At 69.7% G+C, this 25820-nt stretch carries 22 protein-coding genes and 1 pseudogene; 12 read left to right on the top strand and 11 right to left on the bottom strand.

Annotated features, from left to right (window positions below):
- Window positions 1-29 precede the first annotated feature (29 nt).
- The 4 genes from EF387_RS05340 (at window position 30) to EF387_RS05325 (ending at window position 3936) form a co-directional block, all read left to right on the top strand.
- A complete protein-coding gene (locus tag EF387_RS05340; protein ID WP_128375309.1) occupies window positions 30-461 on the top strand; it encodes a hypothetical protein in 432 nt (143 codons plus the stop codon).
- A 40-nt stretch (window positions 462-501) separates the two neighbouring features.
- Window positions 502-1149, top strand: a complete 648-nt coding sequence (locus tag EF387_RS05335; protein WP_128375308.1) for a MobC family plasmid mobilization relaxosome protein — start codon at window positions 502-504, stop codon at window positions 1147-1149.
- The gene (locus EF387_RS05330; protein ID WP_128375307.1) at window positions 1146-2867 is read left to right on the top strand and encodes a relaxase/mobilization nuclease domain-containing protein; all 1722 of its coding nucleotides are present in this window, start codon (window positions 1146-1148) and stop codon (window positions 2865-2867) included. The genes EF387_RS05335 and EF387_RS05330 overlap by 4 nt, the downstream gene beginning before the upstream one ends.
- 67 nt (window positions 2868-2934) lie before the next feature.
- On the top strand, window positions 2935-3936 hold the full coding sequence (locus EF387_RS05325; RefSeq protein ID WP_128375306.1) for a ParB N-terminal domain-containing protein: 1002 nt from the start codon (window positions 2935-2937) through the stop codon (window positions 3934-3936).
- 197 nt (window positions 3937-4133) lie between these two features.
- Here EF387_RS05325 and EF387_RS05320 read toward each other — a convergent pair whose 3' ends face one another.
- The 3 genes from EF387_RS05320 to EF387_RS05310 all read right to left on the bottom strand — a co-directional run bounded on the left by EF387_RS05320 (window position 4134) and on the right by EF387_RS05310 (window position 6257).
- A complete protein-coding gene (locus tag EF387_RS05320) occupies window positions 4134-4844 on the bottom strand; it encodes a hypothetical protein (protein WP_128375305.1) in 711 nt (236 codons plus the stop codon).
- A 94-nt stretch (window positions 4845-4938) separates the two neighbouring features.
- Window positions 4939-5385, bottom strand: coding sequence for a hypothetical protein (locus tag EF387_RS05315; protein ID WP_238431347.1), 447 nt, complete (start codon window positions 5383-5385; stop codon window positions 4939-4941).
- Window positions 5386-5507: 122 nt separating this feature from the next.
- Window positions 5508-6257: an SPDY domain-containing protein gene (locus EF387_RS05310; RefSeq protein ID WP_128375304.1), complete on the bottom strand. Its 750-nt coding sequence runs from the start codon at window positions 6255-6257 to the stop codon at window positions 5508-5510.
- 420 nt (window positions 6258-6677) lie between these two features.
- Here EF387_RS05310 and EF387_RS05305 point away from each other — a divergent pair.
- The 6 genes and pseudogenes from EF387_RS05305 to haaN all read left to right on the top strand — a co-directional run bounded on the left by EF387_RS05305 (window position 6678) and on the right by haaN (window position 14592).
- Window positions 6678-7513 (top strand): annotated as a pseudogene (locus EF387_RS05305) (PIG-L family deacetylase).
- 163 nt (window positions 7514-7676) lie between these two features.
- Complete coding sequence (locus EF387_RS05300) at window positions 7677-9443, top strand: hypothetical protein (protein WP_128375303.1); 1767 nt, start codon at window positions 7677-7679, stop codon at window positions 9441-9443.
- Window positions 9444-9749: 306 nt separating this feature from the next.
- Window positions 9750-12503, top strand: a complete 2754-nt coding sequence (gene haaT / locus EF387_RS05295) for a cyclophane-containing RiPP biosynthesis TPR protein HaaT (protein ID WP_202918151.1) — start codon at window positions 9750-9752, stop codon at window positions 12501-12503.
- A gap of 139 nt (window positions 12504-12642) precedes the next feature.
- On the top strand, window positions 12643-12846 hold the full coding sequence (haaA, locus tag EF387_RS05290; RefSeq protein ID WP_128375302.1) for a HaaA family cyclophane-containing RiPP peptide: 204 nt from the start codon (window positions 12643-12645) through the stop codon (window positions 12844-12846).
- Between the two features lie 13 nt (window positions 12847-12859).
- Complete coding sequence (locus EF387_RS05285; protein ID WP_128375301.1) at window positions 12860-14020, top strand: FxsB family cyclophane-forming radical SAM/SPASM peptide maturase; 1161 nt, start codon at window positions 12860-12862, stop codon at window positions 14018-14020.
- 92 nt (window positions 14021-14112) lie between these two features.
- Complete coding sequence (gene haaN / locus EF387_RS05280) at window positions 14113-14592, top strand: cyclophane-containing RiPP N-acetyltransferase HaaN (RefSeq protein WP_128375300.1); 480 nt, start codon at window positions 14113-14115, stop codon at window positions 14590-14592.
- Window positions 14593-15054: 462 nt separating this feature from the next.
- Here haaN and fxlM read toward each other — a convergent pair whose 3' ends face one another.
- From fxlM to EF387_RS05230, 8 genes are all read right to left on the bottom strand, one after another.
- Window positions 15055-16278 carry a methyltransferase, FxLD system gene (gene fxlM, locus EF387_RS05270; RefSeq protein WP_128375299.1) on the bottom strand — a complete coding sequence of 408 codons (1224 nt, stop codon included), beginning with the start codon at window positions 16276-16278 and terminating at the stop codon, window positions 15055-15057.
- Between the two features lie 87 nt (window positions 16279-16365).
- A complete protein-coding gene (locus EF387_RS05265; protein WP_238431346.1) occupies window positions 16366-17541 on the bottom strand; it encodes a lanthionine synthetase C family protein in 1176 nt (391 codons plus the stop codon).
- Window positions 17541-20591 carry a lantibiotic dehydratase gene (locus EF387_RS05260; protein WP_128375297.1) on the bottom strand — a complete coding sequence of 1017 codons (3051 nt, stop codon included), beginning with the start codon at window positions 20589-20591 and terminating at the stop codon, window positions 17541-17543. Before EF387_RS05260 ends, EF387_RS05265 begins: the two co-directional genes overlap by 1 nt.
- 79 nt (window positions 20592-20670) lie before the next feature.
- Window positions 20671-20874 (bottom strand): FxLD family lanthipeptide, encoded by a 204-nt coding sequence (locus EF387_RS05255; RefSeq protein ID WP_128375296.1) that lies wholly within the window; start codon window positions 20872-20874, stop codon window positions 20671-20673.
- A 185-nt stretch (window positions 20875-21059) separates the two neighbouring features.
- Window positions 21060-21227 (bottom strand): hypothetical protein, encoded by a 168-nt coding sequence (locus tag EF387_RS05250; protein WP_162467079.1) that lies wholly within the window; start codon window positions 21225-21227, stop codon window positions 21060-21062.
- A gap of 8 nt (window positions 21228-21235) precedes the next feature.
- Complete coding sequence (locus EF387_RS05245) at window positions 21236-21643, bottom strand: hypothetical protein (protein WP_238431345.1); 408 nt, start codon at window positions 21641-21643, stop codon at window positions 21236-21238.
- Between the two features lie 652 nt (window positions 21644-22295).
- A complete protein-coding gene (locus EF387_RS05235) occupies window positions 22296-23000 on the bottom strand; it encodes a 2'-5' RNA ligase family protein (RefSeq protein ID WP_128375293.1) in 705 nt (234 codons plus the stop codon).
- A 53-nt stretch (window positions 23001-23053) separates the two neighbouring features.
- Window positions 23054-24394, bottom strand: a complete 1341-nt coding sequence (locus tag EF387_RS05230) for a tetratricopeptide repeat protein (RefSeq protein ID WP_128375292.1) — start codon at window positions 24392-24394, stop codon at window positions 23054-23056.
- A 223-nt stretch (window positions 24395-24617) separates the two neighbouring features.
- Between EF387_RS05230 and EF387_RS05225 the strand changes: the two genes are divergently transcribed.
- Window positions 24618-25499: a helix-turn-helix domain-containing protein gene (locus tag EF387_RS05225; protein WP_128375291.1), complete on the top strand. Its 882-nt coding sequence runs from the start codon at window positions 24618-24620 to the stop codon at window positions 25497-25499.
- Entirely contained in the window at window positions 25496-25753 is a 258-nt protein-coding gene (locus EF387_RS05220; protein ID WP_238431344.1) for a DUF397 domain-containing protein, read from the top strand. The genes EF387_RS05225 and EF387_RS05220 overlap by 4 nt, the downstream gene beginning before the upstream one ends.
- The last annotated feature ends 67 nt before the right edge of the window (window positions 25754-25820 follow it).

Genomic DNA, 25820 nt, shown 5'->3' with positions numbered 1-25820 from the left:
ACCACCCCTCGCTGAAAGGCCCACCTGCCATGCCCCGTTCGACCGTGTCCGCCTGGACCTGCGACTACGACGCCTGCCCGATCTGCACCGCTCCGGAACGCGACGAGATGAGCATGCTGCGTTGCGCCATCCTCACCCTGCTCGACCAGGGCCGTTGGATGGCCGGCGACGACATCCCCCTGCCCGACATCCTGTCCGCCGGCGGCGACTACCTGAACCGTCTCAGGGGCGCCGGTGACGGGATCCCGGTGCCCGCCACCGAGCACTGGGCCTGGCTCGAGGCCGAGCTGCGCCTGGTTGTCGCCCGCGCCGCCGGACTGGATGCCGTCAGCACCCTCGACCCTCGCATCGACGACGCCCTGACCACCGCCGCTCGCCTCCCGGAGCGGCGCCTGGTGGATCTGCTCGACCTCGCCGCCGAGCAGTTCGCCGAGCTCAACAAACAACCGCGCGCCGCCTGAACCCGCCACCCCCGCAACCCCGACACAAGGACACCTCGTCGTGCGCGACCAGTACCGCGAACTCCCCATCCCCCAAAAGCAGATGGTCACCACTCCCGTCACACGCGCAGCAAGCAATAGCGATGGACCGTCCATAGGCCGGTCCATCGCGAACACCTCCGCCCCGGGGGTGGCGGAGGAGCAGCTCCGGCACGAGGGCGTGCCAGAGCAGGAGCGGGTGAGCGCCGGCGAACAGCCGACCGCTCTCGTCACAGGGGCCAAGCAGCGTACGCCGCACCGCCGCGCGAACCTCGACGCGCAGCGTTCCGAGCACGTCACCGCCCGCTTTGCGCCGCATGAGAAGCACGACATCCAGTCGGCGGCGAAAGCCGAGCACGTGACCATGGCGCGCTACATCGCCGACGCCACCATGGCCCGCGTCCGCGGTGAGATCACCGTCTCCGCTCCTCGCACGGTCTACGACGATGCGGTCGACGAGCTCGCCACCCAGCGGGCGCAGATCGCCCGGATCGGCAACAACGTCAACCAGATCGCCCGCCGCCTCAACTCGGGCGGCGATCCACACCCTGTGGACGCCGCGATCCTTCAGCGGGCGCAGCGCCTGCTCGCCACCGCCCACGACACGGTCCGGGCGATCGACGACGCGGCCTTCCGGGCAGCCGGGCAGAAGGCGGGCGGCCTGAGTTGATCGCGAACATCGTCAAGCCGGGCAACAACACCTACGGCGTCCTGGCGTACCTCTTCGACAAGGGCCGCGCCAACGAACACACCGACCAGCACATCGTCGCCTCCTGGGACGACTTCATTCCTGACCCAGGCCCGTATGACAGCCCTGGGCACAAGCAGCGGCTCGGCCAGCTCACCAAGGCCCTGGACCTGCGGGTCGAGCAGGCCGGCGACAAGGCACCCGAGGGGCACGTGTGGCACTGCTCGGTGCGCGCCGCGCCCGAGGACCGCATCCTGACCGATGCCGACTGGGCGACGATCGCCAAGCGCATGGTCCATGCGACCGGCATCGCACCGGAGGGCGATCCGGACGGCTGCCGGTGGGTCGCCGTGCGCCACGCGGACGACCACATCCACATCGTCGCCACCAAAGTCCGCGGCGATCTGCGCCCTCCGCGGAACTGGAACGACTACCACCGCGCCATGACCGAACTCGCCACAATCGAGAAGGACTTCGGCCTCACCCAGGTTCCGCGCGGCCCCGAAGCCGCCACCGGTACCCCGGCGGCGAAGCGCCCCACCCGCGCCGAGCAGGAGAAGGCCAAACGGCTGGGCCACCACAAGACAGCGCGCGAGCAACTGCGCCACACCGTGCGCACCGCGCTCTCCCACGCGAAGGACCTGGACGAGTTCTTCAACCTGCTCGCCGACGCCGGCCTTCAAGTCGAAACGCGCACTCTGCCCTCCGGCGACCTCGGCGGCTACAAGGTCGCCCTGCCTGACGACGGCACACCCATCTGGTACTCCGGCTCCAGCCTCGCCACCGACCTGTCCCTCCCGCAGATCCAGCAGCGCCTGGCCGCCACCGAAGCGCACACCGCCACTGCAGCCTCACCAGCCGGCCACTACCGCCGCAGCCCTTGGCACCAGGCCACCGCGGCCGCAGAACGTATCCCCCACCACCTTGATCACGCCGACGACAGCGCTGCACAAGCCCACCTGACCGTCTTCAGCGAAGTCCTCTACGCCTTGCCCGCCCACGCCCCCGGCCATCTCAAGGCCGAACTCCACCGCGCCGCCGTCGCCTTCGAGCGCGCCGCCCACACCCGTGCCCGCGCCGACCACCAGCACGCCCGCGCCCTGCGCGGCGCTCTGAAAGCCATGCGCTACCAGCCCGCGGACCACACCGGCCTTGCCATGCTCCTGGACGCCGCCATCCTCGTCGTCCTCGCAGCCCAGCGCCGCAGCGCGCTGCACCACCACGACCGGCAGGTGGCCGCCGCCCGGCAAACGCTCATCCATCTCCAGGCCGCCTACGACCAGATCGCCCCGACCAGCCTCGCCGTACTCGCCGGGCGCCGCCCTTCCGACAGCACCGTCCACCGGTACGCCCGCACCCTGCACGAGGTCCTGCCCTCCCACTCCGGGCAGATCCTCACCGAGGCTGCCTGGCCCGCACTGACCGCCGCCCTCGCCGCCGCCGAAGCCGCCGGCCACAACCCCGCAGCCGTCCTCCGGCAGGCAGCCCAGCAACGCTCCTTGAGCGACGCCAAATCGGCGTCCGAAGTTCTCGTCTGGCGCATCCAACGCCTCGGCGACCGGCACGCCCCCGGCCCAGGTGCACGAGCCGCACAAGCCCGTAGCCCTCACATCCCCCACGTCCTGTCCACAGCCCGGGCCACCGCCGCGACACCCCCCACATCCGCGCCACCGCCATCCCGCACTCACCGGCCGCGGTGAGCACCAGCCCCCTCACGCAGCGGCCGCGCACGCCTCGCACCCGCTACCGAGAACCACCGAAGTCACGATGACAACCGATCAACGACAACAGCCCTGCCCCCGGCCTTACGACGCCGCAGGACATCTGCGGCGCGCCACCGGCACCCCACCCGACAAGGAGCCCATCATCCAGACCCACCCCACCGCCGGCATGTTCCCGATACTCAGCGCCGACGAGCTGCACGACCTGGCCGAGTCCATCAAGACCGAGGGCCAGCACGAGGCCATCGTCCTGAGCGCCGACGGCGTCCTCCTCGACGGACGTAACCGTCTGGCCGCCTGCGAGATTGCCGGCGTCGAGCCGCGCTTCACGACGTACACCGGCAGCGACCCCAAAGGGCTGATCCTCGCCCACAACCTGCGCCGCCGGCACATCAGCAAGGGCCAGCAGGCGATGATCGTCGCGATGGCCCGTTCCTTTTCGGAACACTCCCTGCGCCACCAGGCCAAGGTCCACAGCATCAGCCTGACCCGCCTCTCCAACGCGGCCACGGTCCTCAAGCGCAACCCCCACCTCGCCGAGCAGGTCCGCAGCGGCAAGCTCAGCCTCGATGCCGCCTACAGCACCGTCCGCGAACACCAGGCCCGCGCCGCCGAGGTCCAGGCCCAGCACGGCCGCCTGCGCGAGCACGCCCCCGATCTCGCAGAACAGGTCAGCGAGGGCCTCCTCGCCCTCGATGACGCCATAGCGGCACTCGACCAGCGGCAGCACGAAGCACAGCTCCGGCAGTCCGTGCAGCACACGGACGCCCTCCGCCTCTCCGACGGAGACCCCGCCCCGCCCCTGTCCCAGCTCGTCGAGCGGGGAGAAATCACCTGGGAGCAGGCCCACCAGCGCGCTGAAGAGTTCCTCGTCCACCGACGGAATGCCGTCCAGCAAGCACAGCAGGCTCTCCGGGTGGTCGCCGAGAACTGGGCTACGGTCCAAGACCTCGCTGCCCGACCCGACACCCCCTACAGGCGGGACATCCTTGACGGCCTCACGCCCGAAGTCCGCTCCCTCGTGCAGAACCTGACCGCCCTGGCCTGACACGGCGGCGCCCCTGGCGGCCGACCTTGTTGGCTCCGGCCTCCAGGGGCGAGGGAGGTGAAGCCCGCCCATGTCACGGGGCTTACACCGTGGGGAACGTCAGGCACCTCCGCGACCAGGGCGGGGATCTGGCGCTCTAGGAACCGGCCTTGACCCTGGGACCTGCGGCGCCGTCCGTGCCTGCCGATCCCGCCTCATCACCCCGTGAGCCTGCCCGCTGTGACCTTGGCGATCGCCTTGCGCACGTGGGCATCAACAAGGCCGGGGCTACCCGAGACCACGACGACCACCGTCCCGGTGCGGACGGCCGTCTGCTTGACGATGCTGCTGCGCCCGCCGGCTGTGAAGGTCAGCAGCTGGCTCCACTGCTCGTCGCCCAGCCGGCGGGCGACGAGCACCTTCTGAGTCGTGACCGTGACGGGGGTACCGCTGGCGAGGACCTGGTAGGTGGGGCAGGAGGTCATCGCCTCGAAGATCCGGCCTACCTCTCGGGAGAGCTTGTCCTCAGTGTCGCTGTACAACTCCTCGGCTACCTCGGAACCGGGGCCGCCTGCATAGGTGAAGGACGCCTTCGCGTTGCGCGGGAAATCGAGGCTGCCACCGGCCGCTGCATCGCCAGCGAGTTCCCCCAGCCTGGAACAGCCGATCACGGTCACGTCGTCGTGCGCCGCAGTGCGCTGTGGCATGCGGGTGTAGCCCTCGCCGAGGTCGCTCTCGTCCAGGAGCCGCTTGGCCAGTGCGGTCGAGGACAGGGGAGTGGGCGCCGGGGCACTCTGGCCGTCCGGGTGCACCGGGACGGTCGTGGACGACCTCGGGCCGGAGGAGGTGGCGTTGCCATGGGAACAGCCCGCCAGGGCCAGGACGGCGAGGGCGCTGAGGCTGAGGACGGTCGTGGTGTGAAGGCGCATAGGAAACCCCTTTTGTGGCCTGCGAAACGGACGGTCTGACCAGGCCGGCCCTCCGGGCGCCGGCAGTACGAAGGGGAGCGGGGGTTTCGGGAGGTCAATGGCCGAGGTGGCGCAGGCCCTCTTCGAGAGTGGGGTGGAATCGGTCGACGGGACCGGAGTGGCGGTTGAACCAGGCCGCATCCAGGCCGGGCTCCTTCGTCTCGTGGCCAGCCCGACAACGCAGCCACACCGAGTCGTCGCGCATGCAGAAGACGATCCAGTCCCGGTACGCACCGCACCCGGGACACGTACGGACCTCGCCGTCGACGACGAGCGGCTGCAGCCAGCGCATCATCACCCCGGCCACCTCATGGCGCGACGGCACCCGCAACTCCGGCGGCAGGAAATGAGGCACCACCGTTTCCTCCACGGCAGGGGCCTGTGTGATCGGCTCGGGGCAGTCGGGCCACGGCCGTGCGGACTGCAGCCGCAGGAGCAACTCGTGGCCCGCACGCTGGGCTTCACGGAACGCGCGGTCCTCGCGAGTGCGTCGAAAGAACAAGACTCTCTCCTTCTCTGTCATAGGGCAGGCGCAGGGGACGCTCCTCATACGTCTGGACGGCTGCAACTCGGGGAGATTCGGTGACGGGCCGCACAACAGCAGCTCCTCTGCGGCAGGTGTTGTCAGCTGCGGCGGACGATGGTGAGCCGCCCCTCCGCGATCTCGGGCACAGTGTGGCGAGGCACCGGCACCGGGGAGGCGAGCGAGGAGGCGAACGCGGCGACCAGGTCATGGGGGACGCTGGCGCTGAAGCTGGCGCACCACAGGTACGGCGCGCCGGGCACGGGCTCCGCCCACGCCTGCCAGCCCACCAGGTCAGGACGCGGGTCGGCGTCCTCGATGAGCGGCGGCAGCATCTCCAGGGAGACGCAGGAGGAGAACCCGGGGTCCGTGGCGGTGGTGTGGGGCCGGTCCACGTCGCGGATCCAGCCCCGGGCACTGAGCGCGTCGAGGACCGTCTCGGGCTCTTTGAAGGCGACGTCGGGCGCCTCACGGGCGTCGAGCGCCATGTGGAGATCGGCGAGCGCCTCGTAGGGGATGCCGGTGGTGAAGTACGCGTTCCACTCCGCCATCGCGGTAGTGGTATGCGGGCGGGCGCTCAGCTGCCAGGCGACGGGCAGACCGCCCAGCTCGAACGGGTAGGCCGCGAGGATCCACTCGGCGCCACGCAGCCCGTCCGGGCTTACGTACAGAAGGGTGTGGCGGGAGGTGGGCCACATGCGCCAGCCGAGGTCGGACAGGGTGTCGCCGATCCGTTCGGCGAGCGCACCGTCGTCGCCGGCCAGATGACGCGGGGTGACCCAGTACACCGGGTCCGGCAAGTCCGGTCGGGAGCGGTCGCTGGAGTGGTGCGGGAGCAGGGGCGCCTCCATGGGCTCGTAGGGTGGAACACTGGCTCCAGGATCACTGGCATCACCTCGTTGACCAGGTCCTCCGGCAAGGTGTTGCAGGTTGACATAGCTGCGCAGCTGCTCACCAGTCGTTTCGGGATCTTTCCTGTCTGCCGGCGACGAACTGCTGGATAGATGGACATATAGGGCTTCAAGTTTCGCGTCGGAATCTCACGCCTGGTGCCGGATGGAAGTCGGATTCGACCTGGCGCTGAGACGTGCAGCCGCGCCGGGAACAGCGGGTCCGGCCGGCACTGTTGCATCGACCGAGGGATCGGCGCTGCACGGGCGGGGAACTCGGAGATCACAAGGTCATCTGCCCCGACAGGATCCGGGCCCCAGGATCGCGGTACGCCCGCCGCGCACTCGAACCAAGACGTATTTCTGCAGGAGGACTGCTTGATGACTGACCGGCCCTTGACGCTCATGGCGGTGCACGCCCACCCCGACGACGAGGCCACCGGAACCGGAGGGGTCCTCGCGCGGTACGCGGCGGAAGGCATCCGCACGGTTCTCGTGACGTGTACCGACGGCGGTTGCGGTGACGGACCGGGGGGGGTGTCAAACCGGGCGATCCCGGGCATGATCCGACGGCCGTCGCCTTGATGCGCCGTCAAGAACTCAAGGCGAGCTGTGACGTCCTGAAGGTCAGCGATCTGGAAATGCTGGACTATGCCGACTCCGGGATGATGGGCTGGCCGAGCAACGACGCCCCCGGATCCTTCTGGCAGACCCCCGTGGAGGAAGGCGCGGCCCGACTCGCGGAACTCATGCGGCACTACCGCCCTGATGTGGTCGTCACCTACGACGAGAACGGCTTCTACGGTCACCTCGACCACATCCAGGCCCACCGCATCACGATGGCGGCACTGGAGATGACCGCGCTGACACCGAAGGTGTACTGGACCACGATGCCCCGCTCGGGGATGCAGCGGTTCGGCGAGATCATGCGCGAGTTTCATCCGGACATGCCGGAGCCGGATCCTGCGGAGGCCGCCGCGTTGGCCGAGATCGGCCTCCCCGACAATGAGATCACCACGTGGGTGGACACCACCGCGTTCAGCGGCCAGAAGTTCGACGCGTTGGCCGCGCACGCCAGTCAGGGCGAGAACATCTTCTTCCTCAAAATGGGCAAGGAGAGATTCGGTGAGTTGATGGGCATGGAGACCTTCGTACGTGTCCAGGACGCCACCGGCGCGTCCATACCCGAGAACGATCTCTTCGCCGGACTGCGCTGATCCACTCATCCGGGGCGGAGCCCTGGAGAGCTCAGCTGGCACCAGCCAGTGCGGCATCAGCCCGGCGGATTCCGGCTGAACCGCAGGGCGTTGAGCCGTAGACTTCGGCAGTCAACGCCGATGAGGTCCCGCCGTTGCGCGCGCCCGCGGGGGAGGAGATCGCATGCAGGACCCTTCGGACTCGATGGAGATCGCCGCGCCTGAGGAGAACGGCCGGAGCAATACCGCCGACTCACCTGCTGTGGACGATCCGACGTCCAACTCGGACATCGACTCGACGACGGCGTCGACGGTCCTGGTGGAGGTGCTCCCAGGGGTGGCTGTCGTCGCCGGTGAGGTCCCGCCGGAGCTGAAGCCCGATCTGATCGACTTCGGGATCGTGCCGGCTGCCGACCGCAAGCAGATCTCAGCGATCCTCGCCTCGATCGGGAACGCGGCGACCGTGGTCGGCAATCTCGGAAACGCGTTCGCCAGCGTGCAGGGGCTCTACAGGATCGGCGACACGGCACAGGCCCTGCTGAAGAGCGGCGCGACGCTCGCCGTCAAGGACGGCGGGAACCTCGGAGCGGTGATGGTTCCTGGCCGCATCCTGCATCAGGCCCGCTTCTACTCCGTGAATGCGGTGAGCAAGGCGCAGACCGCGGCCTCGATCGGGCCAGCGCTGGCCATGGTCGGCCTTCAGATGATGCTGAGTGAGGTCTCGGGTCTCGTCAGGACCAACCTCGCGGTGACAAGTCAGGTCCTCACCACCATCCGCAAGGATCAGTGGGCCGAACTGACGGGGCTCGTCGCCGCCATCGATCGCGCTGTCGACCAGGCGCGAGAGATCGAATCGGTCCCGACGTCCTTGTGGGAGGACGTCGCTGGTAGTGGAGCGCTGCTGCAGAAGCAGCTTGAGCTCTACCGAGGGAACGTTGGCGACCACGTCAGTCAGATCGGTCGGCCCGAGGCACGCAGCCACCGCGAGTATCTGCAGACGAACGCCGAGGCGATCGCCTTCGACGCCTACGCCCTCCTGTCCTCCCTCAAGGCATGGACCGGGTATCACGCGCTCCGCGCTGCGAGGGCGAGAGCCGCTGGACGCGAAGACGCCGCCGAGGGACAGTACGCCGAGGTCATCGCGCGCGACACCCGCGCGGAGTTCGACTCCGCTCTCGCCGAGACGACGAGCCTCGTCGACGCGCTGACGCGGGAGCTGCGGATCATCGCCGAGCTCCCCGGACCCGACGCATGGCCGCTGCCGGGGAAGCGGAAGGACGTGAAGGCAGCCCGCGAAATGTCCGCCCGTCTTCTGGAGGCGATCGAGCCTCTTGCCGATGCTCTCCATCCGTCGGCCCCTCCGCTCGAGGCTCCGGGCGTCGTCTGCACACCCAAACCGCTGGATCTCGAGCCGTACCTTCGCATCCTGCGATGGCTCCTCGACGACGATGAGACCCTACGTGTCCTCGGCTTCCCCGACCAGCTCGATGCCCTCGGTCCGATTTCTGCGATCGTCGGCGGAGCGAAGGAGAAGTTGGCGGCAGCGAGGGACAAGGCTGCGGCAAAGACACTGGTCGCCGTCACGGATCGCCGCATCATCACGGCCAAGACGAACGCATTCCTTGAGCAAGCCGAGATCCGTCAAGACATCCCGATTGACCAAGTGCGATACGTCCGAGCAACGACCGCACAGGACAGAAGCGCGCGCTTGGCGATCGACCTCATCACGCGCGACGAGAACATCCGGTGGATCTTCCACGCTGACGTAGACAACACTCAAGTGGACGCGCTCGCCGCCGTGCTTGCCGAGTCGATGACGATCCCGGACGTTGAACGCGATGAGCTGCAACGGCGGCGCTACCCCATCGAGGCGGGCAAGAAGAGCGAGAGTACTGGCATGAGGTCTACCGAACCGACTGGATCCGAGGCCACGACCTGCGGTACCGAGTAGGCCCCGAGCCGATTGACCAGTTCGTGGCTGGGGCCGATAGGGAAAGCGGCCACCGCGTGATCACCAGAGGTCGCGTGGACTTCTGAGAGGCGGTGGCCGTGGGCCAGCGCGCCTTGCGGCAGCTGGCGCACGCCGTGGCTCAGACGCGCCCTTGACCAAGGTCTACGAGGACTGTTCCGTTAGGGAAGTTGGGGCGTTCTACTCGGGGGTTGCCTTCGTGACCAGGTCGGTTGGCAGTGCGTGGTGTCTCATCAGCGGCGCCAGGGGGGAATCGGCCGCTCCCCTGGCGGCTGCTGGGGCCTCCGTATGAGACTCCGGCGCGGGATCGCGATCGCCGTCGTCGCCGGAGGCGGCGCTGTGACCACCATGCTGGTCGGGCTCGTCACGAACGCCGTGTCCGACGAGTCGCGGTGGCCCGGTTGGCTGGGGTGGTTACAGGAGCACGCCTGGTTCTCGTTCGTCGTGCTGGGTGTGACGTTGGCGGGGCTGACGGCCCTGCTCGCCGGGCTCTCCGAGACGCGGCCTCCCACCCCTCCGGGTCGACCGGAGGATGGAGCAGGGCCAGGGGCCGCCCAGGTGCTGCGCTCGTTGCCGCGCGACACCGCCGCGTTCACCGACCGTGCCGCGGAGCTGGAGCGGCTGGTGCGCTCGGTGCGGTCCTCACAGGAGCGTGGCGAGGGGCTGCCCGTTCACGTGATCGACGGCATGCCCGGCGTCGGGAAGACCACCTTCGCCGTGCACGCCGGCCACCTGCTCTCCGAGCGGTTCCCCGACGGACAGCTCTTCGTGAACCTCAACGGGCACACGCCGGGGCGTACTCCGGTGCAGGCCGGCGAGGCGCTCGCCTCGCTTCTCGCGGCCGCCGGCGTGCCGACGCAGCAGATTCCCGTCGGTGACGACGTCGGAGCGGTCACGGAGGCTCGGGCCGTCATGTGGCGGAGCAGGCTCGCGGGCAAGAAGGCGCTGCTGATTCTCGACAACGCGGCCAGCTACCGACAGTTGGAGCCACTGCTCCCCGGTGGGAGCGGATGTCTGGTGTTGGTGACCAGTCGCAAGCGGCTGGTGGCGAACGAGGAGGTGGTCATGTCGGTGAACGCACTGCCGCCGGATCACGCGGTCGAACTCTTCGTGCGGCTCAGCGGTCGGCCGGCCGACGCTCTCGACCGGGATGTGGTGGACGAGTTGGTGCGGCTGTGCGGGTGCCTGCCGCTGGGGGTGTCGCTTCTCGCGGCACGGCTGCGGCACCATCCGTCCTGGACCGCCGAGGACCTGCGCGGGCGGCTGGTGGCGGCACGGGACTGCCTGGGAGAGCTGCGCGCCGGGGAACGCGCCGTCACCGCGACGTTCGATCTGTCCTATCGGGATCTCGCGCCGGAGCGGCAGCGCTTCTTCCGGCGGCTCGGGTTCTTCCCCGGCACGGATCTCGACCCGTACGTCGGTGCGGCACTGGGCGAGGACTCGGTCGTGGTGGCCCGTCGGCACCTTGAGGCGCTCTACGACGACCACCTGATCGACGAGCAACCGGGGAGTCGCTACCGGCTGCACGATCTCTTGCGCGACTACGCTCGCGGTCTCGCCGCCGAGGGGGACAGCATGGACCACGTACAGGCCGTCCAGCGTGTGTGCACCTACTATCTGGCCGCTCTCGCCGTCGCGAACGGGCACATCGTGCGCAGCGGAGCCACGGTGCCACCGGCGCCGGACGACACCTCGCGGGTGGAAACCCCGATCCTGGAGTCGCGGGCGGATGCCCTGAGCTGGCTGGAGACCGAGCGGGCCAACATCCTGGCGTGCGTCCGGCGGGCGAACGGCCTCGCCCTGTACGACCTCGTGGTCCGGCTCGCCGCGGCCATGGCGCCCTTCCTGCGCCAGGCCGGCCCCTGGGACCAGGCTGTCGCGCTCCATCGGACCGCCGCCGAGGCCGCCCGCCATACCGGCGACCAGCGGGCGCGGGGTGATGCCCTCGCCGAGCTGGGTGTCGTACGCCGCTTCATGGCCGCCTACCCACAGGCGATCGAGGCCCTCAACGACGCCGTGACGGCGTACGAAGCGGTCGGCGACCGGCGTGGCAAGGCCGAGGCACTGAACCAGCTTGGCATCGTCTGGTACCTGACCGCGGACAACGAGGACGCGGCCCGCGCCCAGACCGAGGCCCTCGCCCTTTACCGAGAGTTGGGGTACCGGCTCGGGCAGGCGAACGCGCTCGCGGATCTCGGCATGACACACCGGCAGATGAGCCGGTTCGACGCGGCGGTGGAGGCCCAGAGCGAGGCCCTGGCGATCTACCGAGAACTCGGTGACCGGTACGGGGAGGCGAACTCCCTGCGGGACCTGGGTGTCGTGCACAGCCTCATGGGCGCGTACGACATCGCCGCACGGCATCACCAGGAAGCGTTCGACATCTACCTGGAGCTGGACGACCGTGTGCACCAGGCTTACGCGCTGAACGAGTTGGGCGTCGTCCGACGGCTGACCGGAGACATCGAGGCAGCGCGGACGGCACACAGCCAGGCCCTGACGCACTTCACTGAGCTCGGTGAACGGTTCGGCCGCGCGAACAGCGTCCGTCACCTTGGCGTCGTGGAGCGTGTGACCGGGGATGCGGCAGAGGCGATCCGGCTTCTGGAGGAGGCCCTGGGTGCCTATCGCGAGCTCGGCAGCCGCGGGGGTGAGGCCGCCTCGCTGAGCGAGCTGGGCGTGGCGCGCGGCATCGTCGGTGAGCGCGATGGCGCGATCGAGGCGTTCCAGCGCGGTTTGGAGATCCTGCGGGGCCTGGGCGACCGGTGCGGCGAGGCGGAGGCACTGAACCACTGGGGGATGCTGCTGTTCACCTCCGATGAACCGACAGCCGCCCGTCGGCACTTTGGTCAGGCGCTCACGCTCGCGCGGGACATCCGCTGCCCGCTGGAGGAGGCGCGGGCGCTGGAGGGCATCGGCCGCTGCGACTGGACGGTTGACGGGCCTGGTCACGGTGTGGACTCACTGCGAGCCGCCGTGACCGTGTACCGGCGGTTGGGAGTGAGCGCGTCCGTGGACGACATCGAACGGTTGCTGGTGTAGCGGTCCGGCTGACGCCGACCATGTGGCCGAATTTCCTGTGCCAGGTGGGTGGTTGAGGATGCTAGGTTTCCGGCTGATCTGTCGCTTCAACCCCGTCGCACCGTGCCACCTCCGGCACGTACTCCACGAGGAGCGTTGAATGCCGTCACCCACGTCCGTCACCGAGCCACGCACCATCACGCCCGTCGGCCCGGCGTTCGCGGAGCCGACGTTGGTCGGCACCGCCGTCCTGGACCGAGTGGCCGCCCGCGTTCGGCAGCGGCTGGAGGCCGAGGAGGGCGCGACGGGCCGGGTGGGCGACGGTGCCCACGCGGCCTCGCTTATCTGGCCCTGGCCGCTGTGAGCACGTCCGCTCGATGACAGAACCCGAAGGCCCCTTTCCTTTCCGGACGTTCATCCTCAAGGTCGCCAACCGCTGCAACATCGACTGCGACTACTGCTTCGTCTTCAACTCCACGGACCAGGCGGCGCGGCGCCTGCCCGCCCGAATGGACCTCGCTGTGGCCCGGGCCGCGGCCCGGCGGATAGGTGAGCACGCCGCCGCACACCGCCTCCGGACCATCCACGTCGTATTGCACGGCGGGGAGCCGCTTCTCGTCGGCGTCGGACACATGGCCGGTCTGCTGGAGGCCGTCCGGGACGCCGCGCCGGCCGGGACCCGGGTCCTCTTCGAGCTCCAGACCAACGGGACTCTTCTGTCCGATGCGTGGCTGGACCTCTTCGAACGGTACGAGGTCGCGGTGGGCGTCAGCCTCGACGGGCCGCCGCGTGCAAACGACCGGCACCGGCTGACGCACGTCGGGCAGTCGAGTGCTGCCTCCGCCGTGCGCGGCATCGAACTCCTGCGGTCGCGGCCACACCTGTTCGCGGGACTTCTCGCCGTCGTGGACCTGGCCAACGACCCCGTGGAGGTCCACGACTACCTGGCGGCGTTCGAACCGCCCTTGATCGACTTCGGCCTGCCGCACGCGACCCACGACGACCCGCCGCACCGCTCCGACCCGAGCGTGCCCGAGTACGGGCTGTGGATGAGCAGGGTTTACGACGCCTGGCTCGCCCGGCCTGAGTACCGGCACAGCGTCCGGATGCTGGAGGACATCGTGGCCCTCAGCTCTGGCGTGCGCGGCTCGGTGGAGACGCTCGGCCTGGCCCCGCCGACGAGCGTCGTGATCGAGTCCGACGGCTCCATCGAGGCCGTGGACACCCTGCGGTCGGTCGAGGAGGGTGCCACCTGGCTCGGGCTCGACGTCCTCCGCCACTCCTTCGACGAAGCACTGTCGCACCCGAAGCTGCTGCACCGGCAGCACGGCAAGGAAGCGCTCGCCGAGCAGTGCCGCGCCTGCCCACTCGTGGACGTGTGCGGCGGTGGCTACCTCCCGCACCGCTTCAGCGAAGCCCAGGGCTATCGGAACCCATCTGTCTACTGCGCGGACCTGGAGCACATCATCCGACACGTCCAGAACTCCCTCCGGCAGCACGGCTGGAACCCCTACGCGCAGGCCGCCTCGTCGCCGTAGACGCGTGTGCCGTACCGCCAGGAGGGGATCACGCGTTGGAACGAACGAGTGCAGCAGCGACCGAAGCAATCGAGGAAGGACAGGAGGCGCCGATGACCGTGACGATCCGTCCCGCGGAGAAGCGGGACGTCCCGGCCGTGGCCGAGCTGATCGAGGAGATCGAGCGGTTCTACGGGGCGACTGACACAGATATCCAGCCGATCGAGGAGCGCCGCGTCCAGGTGGAAGAAGCCCTCTTCGGCGTGCCACCGCTGGCTTCCGCCCTGCTCGTCGAGGACGAGACCGGCGGCATTGTGGGCCTCGCCGCGTATTCCTTCCTCTGGCCGGCCGCCGGTTCCTCGCACTCCCTGTTCCTGAAGGAGCTCTACGTCCGCGACACCCTGCGTCGGCAGGGCATCGGTGCTCGCCTCATGGACGAACTCCGCGCCTTGGCCGCCGCGCGCCCCGGCTGCAGCCGGGTGGAATGGATGGCCGACCGCGACAACCCAGGCGCACGGGCCTTCTACGAGTCGCGCGGGTTCACCGAGTCCGACGGGAAGATCGTCTACCGGGTCGACTCCAGCAAGGCGTGAGGGTGGTACGAGGCCAGTGGAAGTAGATCGCTGCGACGAGTGCGGCGGCAAGATCGTCATCGGGCTCGGATGTGAGTGTCCGCCGGGCTCGTCGGCGTCGGCGCCCACGCGTTCCGTAGGCACGTTCGTGAAGAGGGAGTGGCGTACTCACCCGGATGACACGATCCTGATCTCCCCGAAGCAGGTCGCGCACAGGCCCGGTTGGTGCGACCACATGACCGAGGACGACGTACGGCCCCCGCGGTGGGGGTGGATCCCGCATCCTCCACCTGGGCTCTGGGAGCGGTTGAGCAGTGCTTCTCCGGCGACCGCCACCGCGGGCAATCCGAGGCGACGGGCCGTGCGACGGTGCACCGACTGTGAGGCGAACCTCGCCCAGGGCTGACCACCGTGCTCCGATGCCGCCCTGTTCCCGTTGCGGTGGGCACGGCCTGCCAACGGCCACGCCCACCGGGGTGAGGATCAGTAGGCGATGACGAGCCGCACGGAGGGCCGGTCGATCACGGCTCCGTCGGCGAGGTCGCTGTCCGGTGTGTCCGCGGGGTAGGCCGTCACCACGGGCTCGGCGGTCCGGGCCGGGCTCCAGGCGCGGATCTGCGCGCAGATCCGCTCGGCGAGATCGGCGCCGGCCGGGCCATAGCCGACGGCTCCCAGCCGGAACCGGGGTTCTGTCTCGGAGTCTTCGGCGGTCCGCTCCAGAGTGAGGTACGCGATGGAGTCCCTCTCGACGAGGGCGGGGCTCAGGGCGGGTGAGGCGGGGCGGTGGTGGCCGGCCTCCACCGCGGGGGGGTTGGCAGTGATGCGGCAGGTCGCTCGCTCGGTGGCGCTCAGCCGCAGCCAGACGCCGTCGAACGACTCGACGGGCCCGACCGTCACACCGGTCCAGACGACCGACTTCGGTCGGGTGAGCGCGTCGCGAAGGAGTTCCGGGGCGATGGACTGGTCCTCGTCCCAGTAGAGCCTGACGAGCCGGTCGTCGTCGATGTAGTCGTTCCGCTCCCCGTCCTGGCCGATTACCGGGAGGAAGCCGCACATCTTGACGGATTCGGACCGCATCCGCTCTTCCTCACGCTCGAAGGCCACGGCCCTGGAGAGCCCGCGCCATCGCAGCGGGACCACGAGGCGTCCGCCGACGGCGAGCTGGCCCCACCAGGCACCGGGGAGGTCCCACATGCCGACCGTGGCGATCATTCGGTCGTAGGGGCTGAACTCCGGGGCACCGAGGGCGCCGTCCCTCGTGACCACGCGAACGTCTTCGTATCCGTTGGCGTCCAGCGTCCGACGGGCGTAGTCGGTCACGTCGGGGTCGATGTCGCATGTGGTGACCTGTCCGGACTTCCCGGTGAGGTGCTTGAGCAGGGCAGCGTTGTAGCCGGTGCCGGCCCCGATCTCGAAGACGTTGTCGCCTTCGCGGACGGCGAGCTGGACCAGCATGAAGTGCACGACGTCGGGCTGGGAGGCACAGCTCAGCGGGAGTGCGTCCTCGTCGGGGTTCTCCTTGATCGTCACGCTCTTGTTGGCGTACGCCTCCTCGAGGGGCGCGTCGGGGAGAAAAGCGTGGCGGGGCACGGTCCGCATGGCGGTTTCGACGCGTGCGTCGCGGAGGCCGGAGAGGTCCTCTTTCAGGATGGCGTCGACCAGGCGGTTGCGCAGGTCCTCGGGGGAGGCGCCAGTGGTGGTGTTCATCGCGTCCTTTCGGAAGGTGCCCGGCTGTGCGTACGGCAGGGGCAGATCGTTCTCATCTGTTCTGGTGTGCGGATGCGGTTCGCGGCGTCACCCTGTCAGGAGCAGGCAGCGGTCCCAGGGGGCGGTGATCGCCGTGTTGACGGGGTCGGTGAGACGGACCAGATGGATGCCTGCCGTGCCGTCCATCAGGCCGGCGCCGTCCGGTAGTCCATGGTGGTCCAGGTGCTTGTTGAGCCGGACGTTCAGGCGGGATAGATGCGATGCGAGTTCGTCGTCGAGGGCGTCGGCGGCGGCGCGGGAGACGGTCTGTATGAGCCCCGCCCAACCGTGGCAGACGGAGGCGTCGGTGAGCTGGGCGAGTTGCTGGTCGTCGGCCAGACATCCGGCCAGGGCCTGCTCTGCTTGCCGTTGCCGGTCACGGTCGCCGAGGGCGAGGCCGGCGAGTTGCTGGGCGCGGGCGATGCCGGGGGTGCCGTAGCACCAGGACGGGCGTCTCGGTCCTGGGCGCTGGAGTTCGCCGCATCGGTGTTCGGCTCGGGTGATCAGGTCCGGCCACCAGGCGTGCGAGCCGGTGCCGTTGCGCCACCGGTCGAGCCAGTCGCAGATTCGGGTGATGGCTTGCGCCTGTCCGGGCACCGTGTGGCCGTGGCGCAGGGCTGTGGCCAGCAGCGCCAGCGGTCCGGTGATGCCGTGGGCGAGGCCGAAGTTGCCGTGTCCGCCGGGCCATCGCGGCGTCGGTCGCAGATCGGGGCTGTCTCCCGTCCACCAGCCGGGCAGATGTTGCGCTTCGATGGTGATCGGATCTGTCAGCCGCACCAGGTAGGCGAGGACGTCCTGAAGCTCCGTCTTGTGGCCGCGGTGCAGGTGGTACACGCCCAGCCCGGTCAGTCCGCTGATGAGGTCGTACTCGCCCAGGGTGGGCAACGCGCCGCGATCGATGCGGGTGTGTGCCCGCTTGAGTCGTTGGCGTGTGACGTCGGCGAGGTGTGTGTCCAGGGTCGCCAGGGCGCGCGTGGCGGTGTTCGTGTGCGTGAAGCTGAGGACGTACGCGACGGCCGGAGCACCCTCGTACAGACCGCATGCTTCGGGGGCGGCCTGGATCGGGCCCTTGAGCATGGCGGCGGCCCATGGCCGGAGCGCGTCCCGGTCGTCTTCGCCGGTGTGGGCCCTGACGGCGTGCAGCAGCGCGACTCCCGCCGCGCCGGAGTACAGCGACTGCCCCCAGCCGGGCCCGGTGGGTGTGGGCGGCGCGTCGTAGTTCATCAGCGGCTCTCCCCCGGCCAGGCGGCCCACGCGACGGCGGACTGACGGGCAAGGCGGCGGCAGATCCTCTCGTCCTCCCGGTCCAGGCCACGCAGACGGTTGTGGTGCATGTGCAGCAAGGATTCCAGGACGGAGTCGAGGTCCATGCTCTCGGCGAGGCCCTCGCGATACAGCGCCAGGGCCACGGCGCGACGGTGCCACGCTTGGGCGAGCTCTTCGCCCCAGCCCCGGGCATGAGGCGTAGTGCGGCGAACGAGTTCGATGGTCTGGTCGCTGACGCCTCGCTCGACGCGAGCCGGAGGCGCGGGCCGGTTCGCCAGCCACCGCATGCCCTCGTCGGGGCCGAGCAAGCCGCAGGCGGTGTCCACCATGCCGGCGGCGGCCAGCGCACGTCCGTCGACGCCGTCGACTTCGGGGCCCTGCAGGGCGGCGAGGGCGTAGGCCGAGTCGGCCGTGAACACCGCCTCGGCACAGCGCAGGGCGACGCCTGGGCCGTAACGGCCGATCTCGGGGGTGTACGTGTCGAACACGAGCTTGCTGCTGAGCCCCTCGCGGCGCAGCCCGGTGGCCCATCCGGCGACGAGTTCAGTGCAGGTGGCGTACTGTCCGGGACTGCGGGTGCGGATGCGCACGCGCAGGTGGTCGAGGTCGTGCGGGGTGCGGTAACGGACGAACCACCACTCGGGTGTACCTGGGAGTTGGGTCACGAGCCTCGCGAGGTGGGTGCCGATCAGCTCATCGAGCTGTTCGGGGTGGCTGTAGATCTTGGCGTTCAGCCAGGGTGCCTGTACCGCCCCCGGTACGGGCCCGAGGGTGCTGTTGGTGAGCACGGGGAGGAAGCCGGAGAGCGGGTCGGGTATCGGCCGGCGGGTGCTGGTCATCGGCAGGGCGATCTCGTGGACGTGGCCGCCGATCCAGCCGTAGGTCTCCTCGGTCGGCGCCTCCGTCAGCACGGTATGGCCTTCCCTGTCCAGGTGGGCGCGCAGGACGGTGGCGTGGGCGGGCACGTCGAGTTGGAGCCGACGTGTCCGGTCGTCCTCCCGCAGCTCGACGGCACCGTGGCACTGCCACCGCTTCCGCCACCGGCCGAGGGCGTCGGTCCACTCCCGCATGTCCGCGCCGCGGCTCGGAAGGTCGTCAGCGGTCAGGTCCCAGCGACTGGGAGAGAGGATCACGCGCCCGTAGCGGACGCGCGGCAGGAACGGCAGCCGTGCGCCGTGCGGCCCCCAGTCGAAGCTGGTCCAGGCAGGGCCGAAGGAACGGGTCAGGTGCGCCAGGAACCGGGCCAGGGGCGGGGGTTGCTTGTCCAGGGCCATGGCGTGGAAGACCTGCGGGTCCACCAGACGACGGCGAGAGATGCTGACCAGGTACAGCCGGGTGTGCGTGGCTGTGACCGCGAGGTCGTCTACGTCGATGAGCGTCGTCGAGGTGTCGTCGGGGCTTCGGTGCTCGCCCAACGGGATCACGTGTGGGAGATAAGCGGGGATGCGGGCGACGTTCTCTGTGTGCGGGTACAGCGGCGGGAAGGAGAGCTGCGCGGTCAGCGCGTTCTCGACGCCCGTGGGAACTTGGCGGTAGACCTCGTCGAGTCCCGTGCCGGTGGCGACCGGAGTGAACCGGGAGGTGAGCGTTCCCGCGGCGCGGGCCGGTGTCACCGTGAGCGTGAAGTCCCCGCGTTCCAGGGCGGACAGGCTGTCGGCGTGCAGACGCGCGCACATCTCCACGTGGGGCGGTGCCTCCTGCCCGGCCGGCGCATCGCCGGCCAGGCGGTCGATCAGGTCGTCGGTGAGGACGATCTCCCTGCTGCCGTCGGCCAGTGCCTGCCAGGCCAGGGCCAGCAGCCGCTCGTCACGCTCGGAGACTGTCGGGGGCGGTGCGGTCATGCGGCTGCCGGGGTACTCGGCTGGATAGCCGAGCCCGGACGCCGGGTCGACGACCTCCTTCACCGGCACGAGCGTGCCGGTGCCATACCGCTCCCAGAACGCGACCTGGTACTCCTTCCACACACCCTGGCCCGCCGGTCTGCGCGTGAGCCGCAGTAGAGCGTCGGCAGCCCTCTCCATCTCCTGCGCGACCCTCTCGGGGATCCGTACCTCGGCGTCCAGCCTCAGGTCGACGGCCAAGGGGCTTCGGCCCGCGTCGGAAAGCCCTCGCAGTCGACCCGTGAGTTCCTCCCGAGCCAGCCCTTGCGCGCTCGCGGGGCGCCGGTTGTGCTCGTGTACGGCGCGTTGCACCGCTTCCAGCTCGTGCAGAACCTGCGCGACCTGCGGCACCGTGCCTGCGTCCGCGCCGTGCAGCCGGTCAATCAGGTGGGACAGCGGATCGGTGTTGGTCATCGGCGCGCGCAAACTGGTGATCAGGAACTTCTCGCGCACCAGCGCGCCGAGCAGCGTGCGGATGTTCTGCGGCTTGGTTCGGGGGAAGGAGGCGGCCAACTGCTCGGCGAGGGCGGCGAAGTGGACCGGCCGGCGTGCCATGTCCTCGATCACGCGTACCGCACTGGTGCGCCGGACGGTGGCGCCCATCGGTCCGTCGTGCGGGACGTGAAGGCGTCCGCCGCGGCGCGCCGCCAGGTTGTTGAGGACGACGTCCAGGCGCTCCAGCAGGATCGGGCACGCCTCCAGGCGGACGATGACGTCGTCCAGCCACTCGGTATCCACCCGCGCCACGGCCTGGTGTGCATCTCCCCACCTCACGTGTGGCGTCGAACCCACGCTGGTCGCGGTGACTCCTGCGAAGAGGCCGAAAGGGGTCGGTCGCCCGGTGGCGCGCAACAAGTAGCGGACGGTGGCCATGGCGGCGCGCCGGACCTGCTTGGAGCGTGTCGGCTGCCCAGCGCAGATCGCGTCGACCCGCGTGGCGAGATCGCCGCTTGCCTGCCGGACGGCGTCGGCGAACCGCGCATCGGCCCACAATTGCTTCAGCCACCTGCCACACGCCTCCGTGTCGGACGGGTCAGGCCACCATGTCGGCAGACCCGTCAGTGGCATCGCGGCGGCCCGCAGCAGCGCCGCGCCCGTGTGCTGGTAGAGCTTTCCGTCGCTTCCCATCCCCATGCCTCCGCCATCAGTGCTGTGAACGAGCGGGGTCGGGAGCAGCACCGCCCCCGACCCCGAGCACGAGCCGCCGTCAGACGGCGCTCGCGCAGGACGAGGCACAGGACGGCGCACACCCGTCACCGGTACCGCACGCCTTGGGGAGCAGGTCGGCACCGACCTCCGTGACGATGGTCAGGTCGACGTCGAACGGGTCGGCGGTTGCCTCGGGGACGGTCGTCACAGCGGATGCCCCGGTGGTGGCCGTCGTGATCGGGCTGAGCATGGTTGCGGTCATCGCACTTCCTCTTCTGTCGGAAGGATCCGAACGGTTCGTCGTGCTGCCCGGCCCGCATGTGGATTGCCGCAGGGCCGGATTTCTGCCTTCGCACCTTGGGTGCGGCCCCTCTCCGGTAGACCGGATTCCGTGGGGGACATGGATTCGGAGCATCCGGAGAGGGGGGTCGAGGACACGGGCCGGAGCTACCGGGACTGGCCCGCGTAGAGCGTGGCCAAGGTTGTGCCGGTCACCAGGACGGGCAGGAACAGCACCTGGAAGGTGCCGAAGCCGAACCGACCGACGTACGTCGCCGGATGCCGCAGCGCCCATCCGACCTGGTCGAGCAGTTGCAGGAGCGACCGTTGCCGCATCCGGGCCATCACGCCGCCGACCGCCGTGCGACCGTGGCGCCTGCGGCATCGACGACCGCCCACGGGGTCGTGATCAGCGCTCCGATCCGAGCCTGCCAGGCAGCGAGGTTCGCCCTGTCCCCCTCCAGATGCCCCAGCATCACGAGCAGAGGGGTGACGATCCCGGCCGCCTTCCCCTGCTCGACCGCGGCCAAAGCGTTGTGCGAGCCCTCGCACAGGGCGCGGCTCTCGAACGGTGCCGCCCGGTCGACGTACGTCTCGATCGCCTCCCAGCCGGCATCGGCCACGTACCGCCGTGCGCTGGCCATGCTGTGGTCGGCGGCCTCACCGAGCGACGCGGGTAGGCAGGCGTACACCACCAGGCGCGTGCCCGGGGGCACCTCGTGTGGTGCGGTCTGCCTCGCACTGCCGCTCATTCCGCGTTACCTCCAACCAGGTGAGCCGAGACGCCAAGGACCGGCGTCTCGACGAAGAGCCTCGCCGGGGGCAGTCGGCGGCGGTACGCCGTCAGCACGCCGTTCGTCCGCCGTCCGGCGGCGCGCGAAGAGGCGGAGGCGCGGCGTACCGCTGCGGCTCAGGCGCAGCGAGGCTGATCGGTCCAGTGCCAAGCGGGAACGAGAAGCGGCGATGGACGCGGTGGACGAAGAGCGCCTCTGCAGGCGGACGCCAGTACGGCGTCATTGGGTGAAGCTGGCCGATTGCACCGAGCCTTCGGGCCTCGCGCGCAGACACGTGCGAGAGTTCCTCGATGGACGTGCCGCGCCGGAGCGGGTCGACGACGCCGTTCTGATCGCCTCGGAGCTCGTGGGCAACGCGCTCAGGCACACAGCCGGCGGACCGGACTGCATGTGTGTGGAGGTCTACCGGGACGTGGCGGTACTGCGGGTCCATGACGCGGGACGGGATGTCTCCAGGGTCCGGGCACGCTCTGCGGAGGAGCCGGTGGATCAGCTGACGGACAATGGCCTCGGACTGCTGATCGTCGGGGAGTTGGCCTCCGCGTGGACCGTCCAGCCGACCGCGATCGGCAAGGAAGTGGTCGTAATTCTCGCCCTGGACGCCGGTGGGCTACCCGAGCGTGACGCTCTTCCGCACATCCCAGCGGTACGTCCGCCCCTCACGGCGGAGCTCCACCAACTGGACAGCGGGCACGGAGAGTTCGACAGCCGGTAGAGCGCGAAGCCGTGAGACCGTCTCCACAACGGGCGCGGCGGGGCGCCGGCGGTTGTTGTACGCGAGGCTCAGGTGCGGCCGGAAAGCGGACGTCGGCTTCTTCGGGGCCAGACCGACGCTGTTCCCTGCCTTGGCCAGCGCGTGGTGCAGCCGGAGCAGGGGTTCCCAGGGGCCGAGGGACAGCCGGACGGCGCCACGGGAGCCGGCCAGCGGCATGGCGCGTACGGCGAACGCGGAGAGCAGCAGCGCCTCGGCGTCCCGCGCCAGGCTGTCCAGCTGGCCCGGGGTGACGACGCCCGGCGTTCCGACTCGGGCGAGGGTAATGTGCAATCCGTCCGTCGGCACCGGGTCGAGGCCGAGGGGTGCCAGCTCCTCCTGGCAGTGCCCGGCGAGCGTCGCGAGCCGCTGATCATCCGGGAAGGTCAGCATCCAGTAGTACGCGCGACTGCCGTCCGACCAGCCGGGGCGTGCCCAGTGGTCGGTCATCTCGTCGAGTGCGCTGAACGCCGCCCAGTCGTGGGCCGCAGTGACCGCCGGATTGCGCGTGTCGGCGGGAGGCTCGGCGGGGAACGCGGCGGGATCGGCGCTGAGCAGGGGCACCCGACGTACTCCTTCGGCAACACTGCCCCGGAGCGCGACGACACCCTCGGCGCCTACGACGCGGATGACGCCATGGCCAGGGCCGCTGGCTGCGAGCTCCAGGTCCGGAACTCGTCGCCATAATCGCGTACCGCCGGGTGATCACGCCACGGCCCGGCCTGCTCATGCAGGTCACGGGAGCGTTGGTAGACGGAGCTGATCGGTGTGTCTCCGCACAGCCGCAGGGCCTCACGGCCCAGCGCCATCGCGTGGTCGATGTCGGGCGTGCGCTGCTGCAGCAGCGCGGTGGCGACGTCGAGGCGTACGAGCGAACGGCTCCAGGAGGAGGTCGAGTGCTCCACCAGATCGTCGATGTGCTCGGCGTCGCGCAGGACCTGGGCCGTGTTGCGCAGCGCCACGTGTGACGTGACGGCGTTGGCCAGCGTCCGGGCCCGTCCGTACGGCTCGAAGGAGATGCAGGAGGTCAACCCGACGGGTACCTCGTGGAGGTCGGAGAGGCGGAGCGCCTGTCCGATGGCCTGCTCGACGGCACGCCGGTCGCCGGTCTTGCCGAGGGCCCGGGCCCGGCCGTTGGCGAGCAGGCGGATGCACTGGGCGTGACGCGGGGCTCGCTCGACGGCCGCAGCCGCGCAGGCGTCCGCTTCGTCGTACCGGCCGGCGTAGTAGAGGCTGAAGGAGAGCGTGCCGCACGCCCAGAGGTCGGTGTCCAGGTCGCCGATCTCACGGCTGAGATCCCGGGCCTCGGTGCAGTACGCCTCCGAGAGCGCGAAGTCGCCCGTGTTCACCGCCATGTAGCCGAGCAGGCTGGAGGCGCGGGCGGCGAGGCGGAAGAGCTCCCGGCGCGTGCGTGGGGGCTGGCGGCCGTCGAGGAGGGTGTGGGCGAGCTGCCGTACCTGGCGGGCCTGGGGGCGGAGGACGTACGGCCCGTCCTGTTCGTACCGGCTGGCGATGCCCTCCAGCGAGGAGTCGAGGAAGGCGAGCGTCGCGTCGTCGGCGTTGCTGGCCGTGAGCTGGCGGGTCCGGGTGACGATGTCCAGTGGGTTCTCGTCGTCCTCGCGTGGCGGAGGCGCACTCGTCCCCTGCTGGCCCGTGCTCGACTCCTCGTCGCGGCCATGTCCGGAGTCGCCGTCGTACGCCGTCGAGAAGAGCTCGGACACGGGTCTGCCCAGCATGTGCTCCAGAACTCGGCAGGCGTCAGGACGGGGCAGAGTCAGCAACTCCCCGCCGTACCAGCGGTCGAACTGGCGTGGAGAGACCTGGAGGGAGGCAAGGCGGGGGTCGCGGTCGAGCTCTGCCAACCGGGCGGCGGCCCGCTCGTACTGGGCGGCGAAAGCCTCGTGTGTCGTCAGGTGCCGTTGCTGGAGCAGCTGCCGGAGCAGCGTTGTCCGTGGCATGGCCCACCCCTCCTGGTGCGGCGTGCAGGACCGACGCGGAGGCGCGTGCCGGTAGCGAGGTCGTGGCCATGCTCGCCCATCGGTCGGCTGCGGCGCACGCCCGTGCCCACGCGCGCCGCGACTCCTGACAGCATGCCGACGCAACTACCAACTAGGCAATATGTCTGGTGAAGTTGACCCGTATGGGTTGTAGAGGTGTCGCCGGTACGGAGAGACTTCCGGCATGGCCTTGAAGAGAAGCCTGGTCCCGCAGTCGGTGTACCGGCGACAGCTCGCGGCACGGCTGAAGGAACTGCGTGACGCGACCGGGCTCACCCTCACCGAGGTCGCCGACCAACTGGAGGTTAATCAGGGGTCGCTGAGCCGGATCGAGAACGGCGAACGCGGTACGACGCCGGTCCTCGTCCGGGCTCTGCTGGACCTGTACGGCGTCAAGGACGAGGACCGGCGCGCCGACGTGCTCGATCTCGTACGGGCGGACAAGGAGCAGCAGAAGCCCTGGTGGCGGAAGTACTCGACAGTGCTCACCCCGACCCGCTACGACGGATACCTCGCGCTGGAGGCCGGCGCGACACACCTCGCCAGCTACCAGCCGATGCTCGTGCCGGGACTGCTCCAGACCGAGGACTACGCCCGCGCTGTGATCTCCCAGATGAGGAAGGACCTGTCCCCGCCGCAGGTCGAGGCTCTGGTCAGGGTCCGCATGGAGCGGCAGAACGGCCGCTTGGGTGGTGAGGCCCCCGCCAGACTCTGGGCGATCCTCGACGAAGCCGTGCTGCGCAGGACGGTCGGCTCCGTCGAAGTGATGCGCGACCAGATGCGGAAGCTGGTAGAGGCGAGCGAGCGTCCGAACGTCACCGTGCAACTGCTGCCGTTCTTGCTCGGCGCGCATCCCGGGCTGTACGGCCCGTTCGTCATCCTGACCTTCCCGCCCCCCACGCCGGACCTGGTGTGGCTGGAGAATCCCAAGAACTCCGTGTATCTCGAATCCACGGAAGACGTGGATAACTATACGGACATCTTCGGCCAGTTGAGAAGCTCCGCCCTCGACCCGTCGGAGACCCGCACCCGCATCGCACGCATCAGCAAGGAGCTCGAAGAGTGAGCACGCTCAGCATGGCCGCCCCGCACGACGCCACGGCAGCTCCACACGACGTCGATCTCACGCACGCGTGGTGGCGGAAGAGCTCGTACAGCGGGGGTGCGAACGACTGCTTGGAAGTCGCGGAACTGGGCGGACACGCAGCAGTGCGCGACTCTAAGGACATCGGCCGTCGTCCGTTGCTGTTCTCGAAAGCGGCGATGCGCGCGCTGGTTGGCGGAATCGCCAGCGGGGCAATCGGCGAGCGTCGGGGCTGAGCAGAGAGCTGGGGCGTGAGGAGAGAGCCGTGGCGGTCGTCGTCGTGGACGTAGGCGTCTCGGGTCT

Origin of the sequence: Streptomyces cavernae, from assembly GCF_004023625.1 — a bacterium.
GTDB classification, from domain to species: domain Bacteria; phylum Actinomycetota; class Actinomycetes; order Streptomycetales; family Streptomycetaceae; genus Streptomyces; species Streptomyces cavernae.
The sequence above is the reverse complement of the archived record's forward strand: the minus strand, read 5'-3'. Positions and strand labels throughout refer to the sequence as shown.

Coding starts and splice junctions, on each gene's coding strand:
- EF387_RS05340 (WP_128375309.1), top strand. CDS start 30: ATGCCCCGTTCGACCGTGTCCGCCTGGACCTGCGACTACGACGCCTGC.
- EF387_RS05325 (WP_128375306.1), top strand. CDS start 2,935: ATGACAACCGATCAACGACAACAGCCCTGCCCCCGGCCTTACGACGCC.
- EF387_RS05320 (WP_128375305.1), bottom strand. CDS start 4,844: ATGCGCCTTCACACCACGACCGTCCTCAGCCTCAGCGCCCTCGCCGTC.
- EF387_RS05310 (WP_128375304.1), bottom strand. CDS start 6,257: ATGGAGGCGCCCCTGCTCCCGCACCACTCCAGCGACCGCTCCCGACCG.
- EF387_RS05300 (WP_128375303.1), top strand. CDS start 7,677: ATGCAGGACCCTTCGGACTCGATGGAGATCGCCGCGCCTGAGGAGAAC.
- haaT (WP_202918151.1), top strand. CDS start 9,750: ATGAGACTCCGGCGCGGGATCGCGATCGCCGTCGTCGCCGGAGGCGGC.
- haaA (WP_128375302.1), top strand. CDS start 12,643: ATGCCGTCACCCACGTCCGTCACCGAGCCACGCACCATCACGCCCGTC.
- EF387_RS05285 (WP_128375301.1), top strand. CDS start 12,860: ATGACAGAACCCGAAGGCCCCTTTCCTTTCCGGACGTTCATCCTCAAG.
- haaN (WP_128375300.1), top strand. CDS start 14,113: ATGACCGTGACGATCCGTCCCGCGGAGAAGCGGGACGTCCCGGCCGTG.
- fxlM (WP_128375299.1), bottom strand. CDS start 16,278: ATGAACACCACCACTGGCGCCTCCCCCGAGGACCTGCGCAACCGCCTG.
- EF387_RS05265 (WP_238431346.1), bottom strand. CDS start 17,541: ATGAACTACGACGCGCCGCCCACACCCACCGGGCCCGGCTGGGGGCAG.
- EF387_RS05260 (WP_128375297.1), bottom strand. CDS start 20,591: ATGGGAAGCGACGGAAAGCTCTACCAGCACACGGGCGCGGCGCTGCTG.
- EF387_RS05255 (WP_128375296.1), bottom strand. CDS start 20,874: ATGACCGCAACCATGCTCAGCCCGATCACGACGGCCACCACCGGGGCA.
- EF387_RS05250 (WP_162467079.1), bottom strand. CDS start 21,227: ATGCGGCAACGGTCGCTCCTGCAACTGCTCGACCAGGTCGGATGGGCG.
- EF387_RS05245 (WP_238431345.1), bottom strand. CDS start 21,643: ATGAGCGGCAGTGCGAGGCAGACCGCACCACACGAGGTGCCCCCGGGC.
- EF387_RS05230 (WP_128375292.1), bottom strand. CDS start 24,394: ATGCCACGGACAACGCTGCTCCGGCAGCTGCTCCAGCAACGGCACCTG.
- EF387_RS05225 (WP_128375291.1), top strand. CDS start 24,618: ATGGCCTTGAAGAGAAGCCTGGTCCCGCAGTCGGTGTACCGGCGACAG.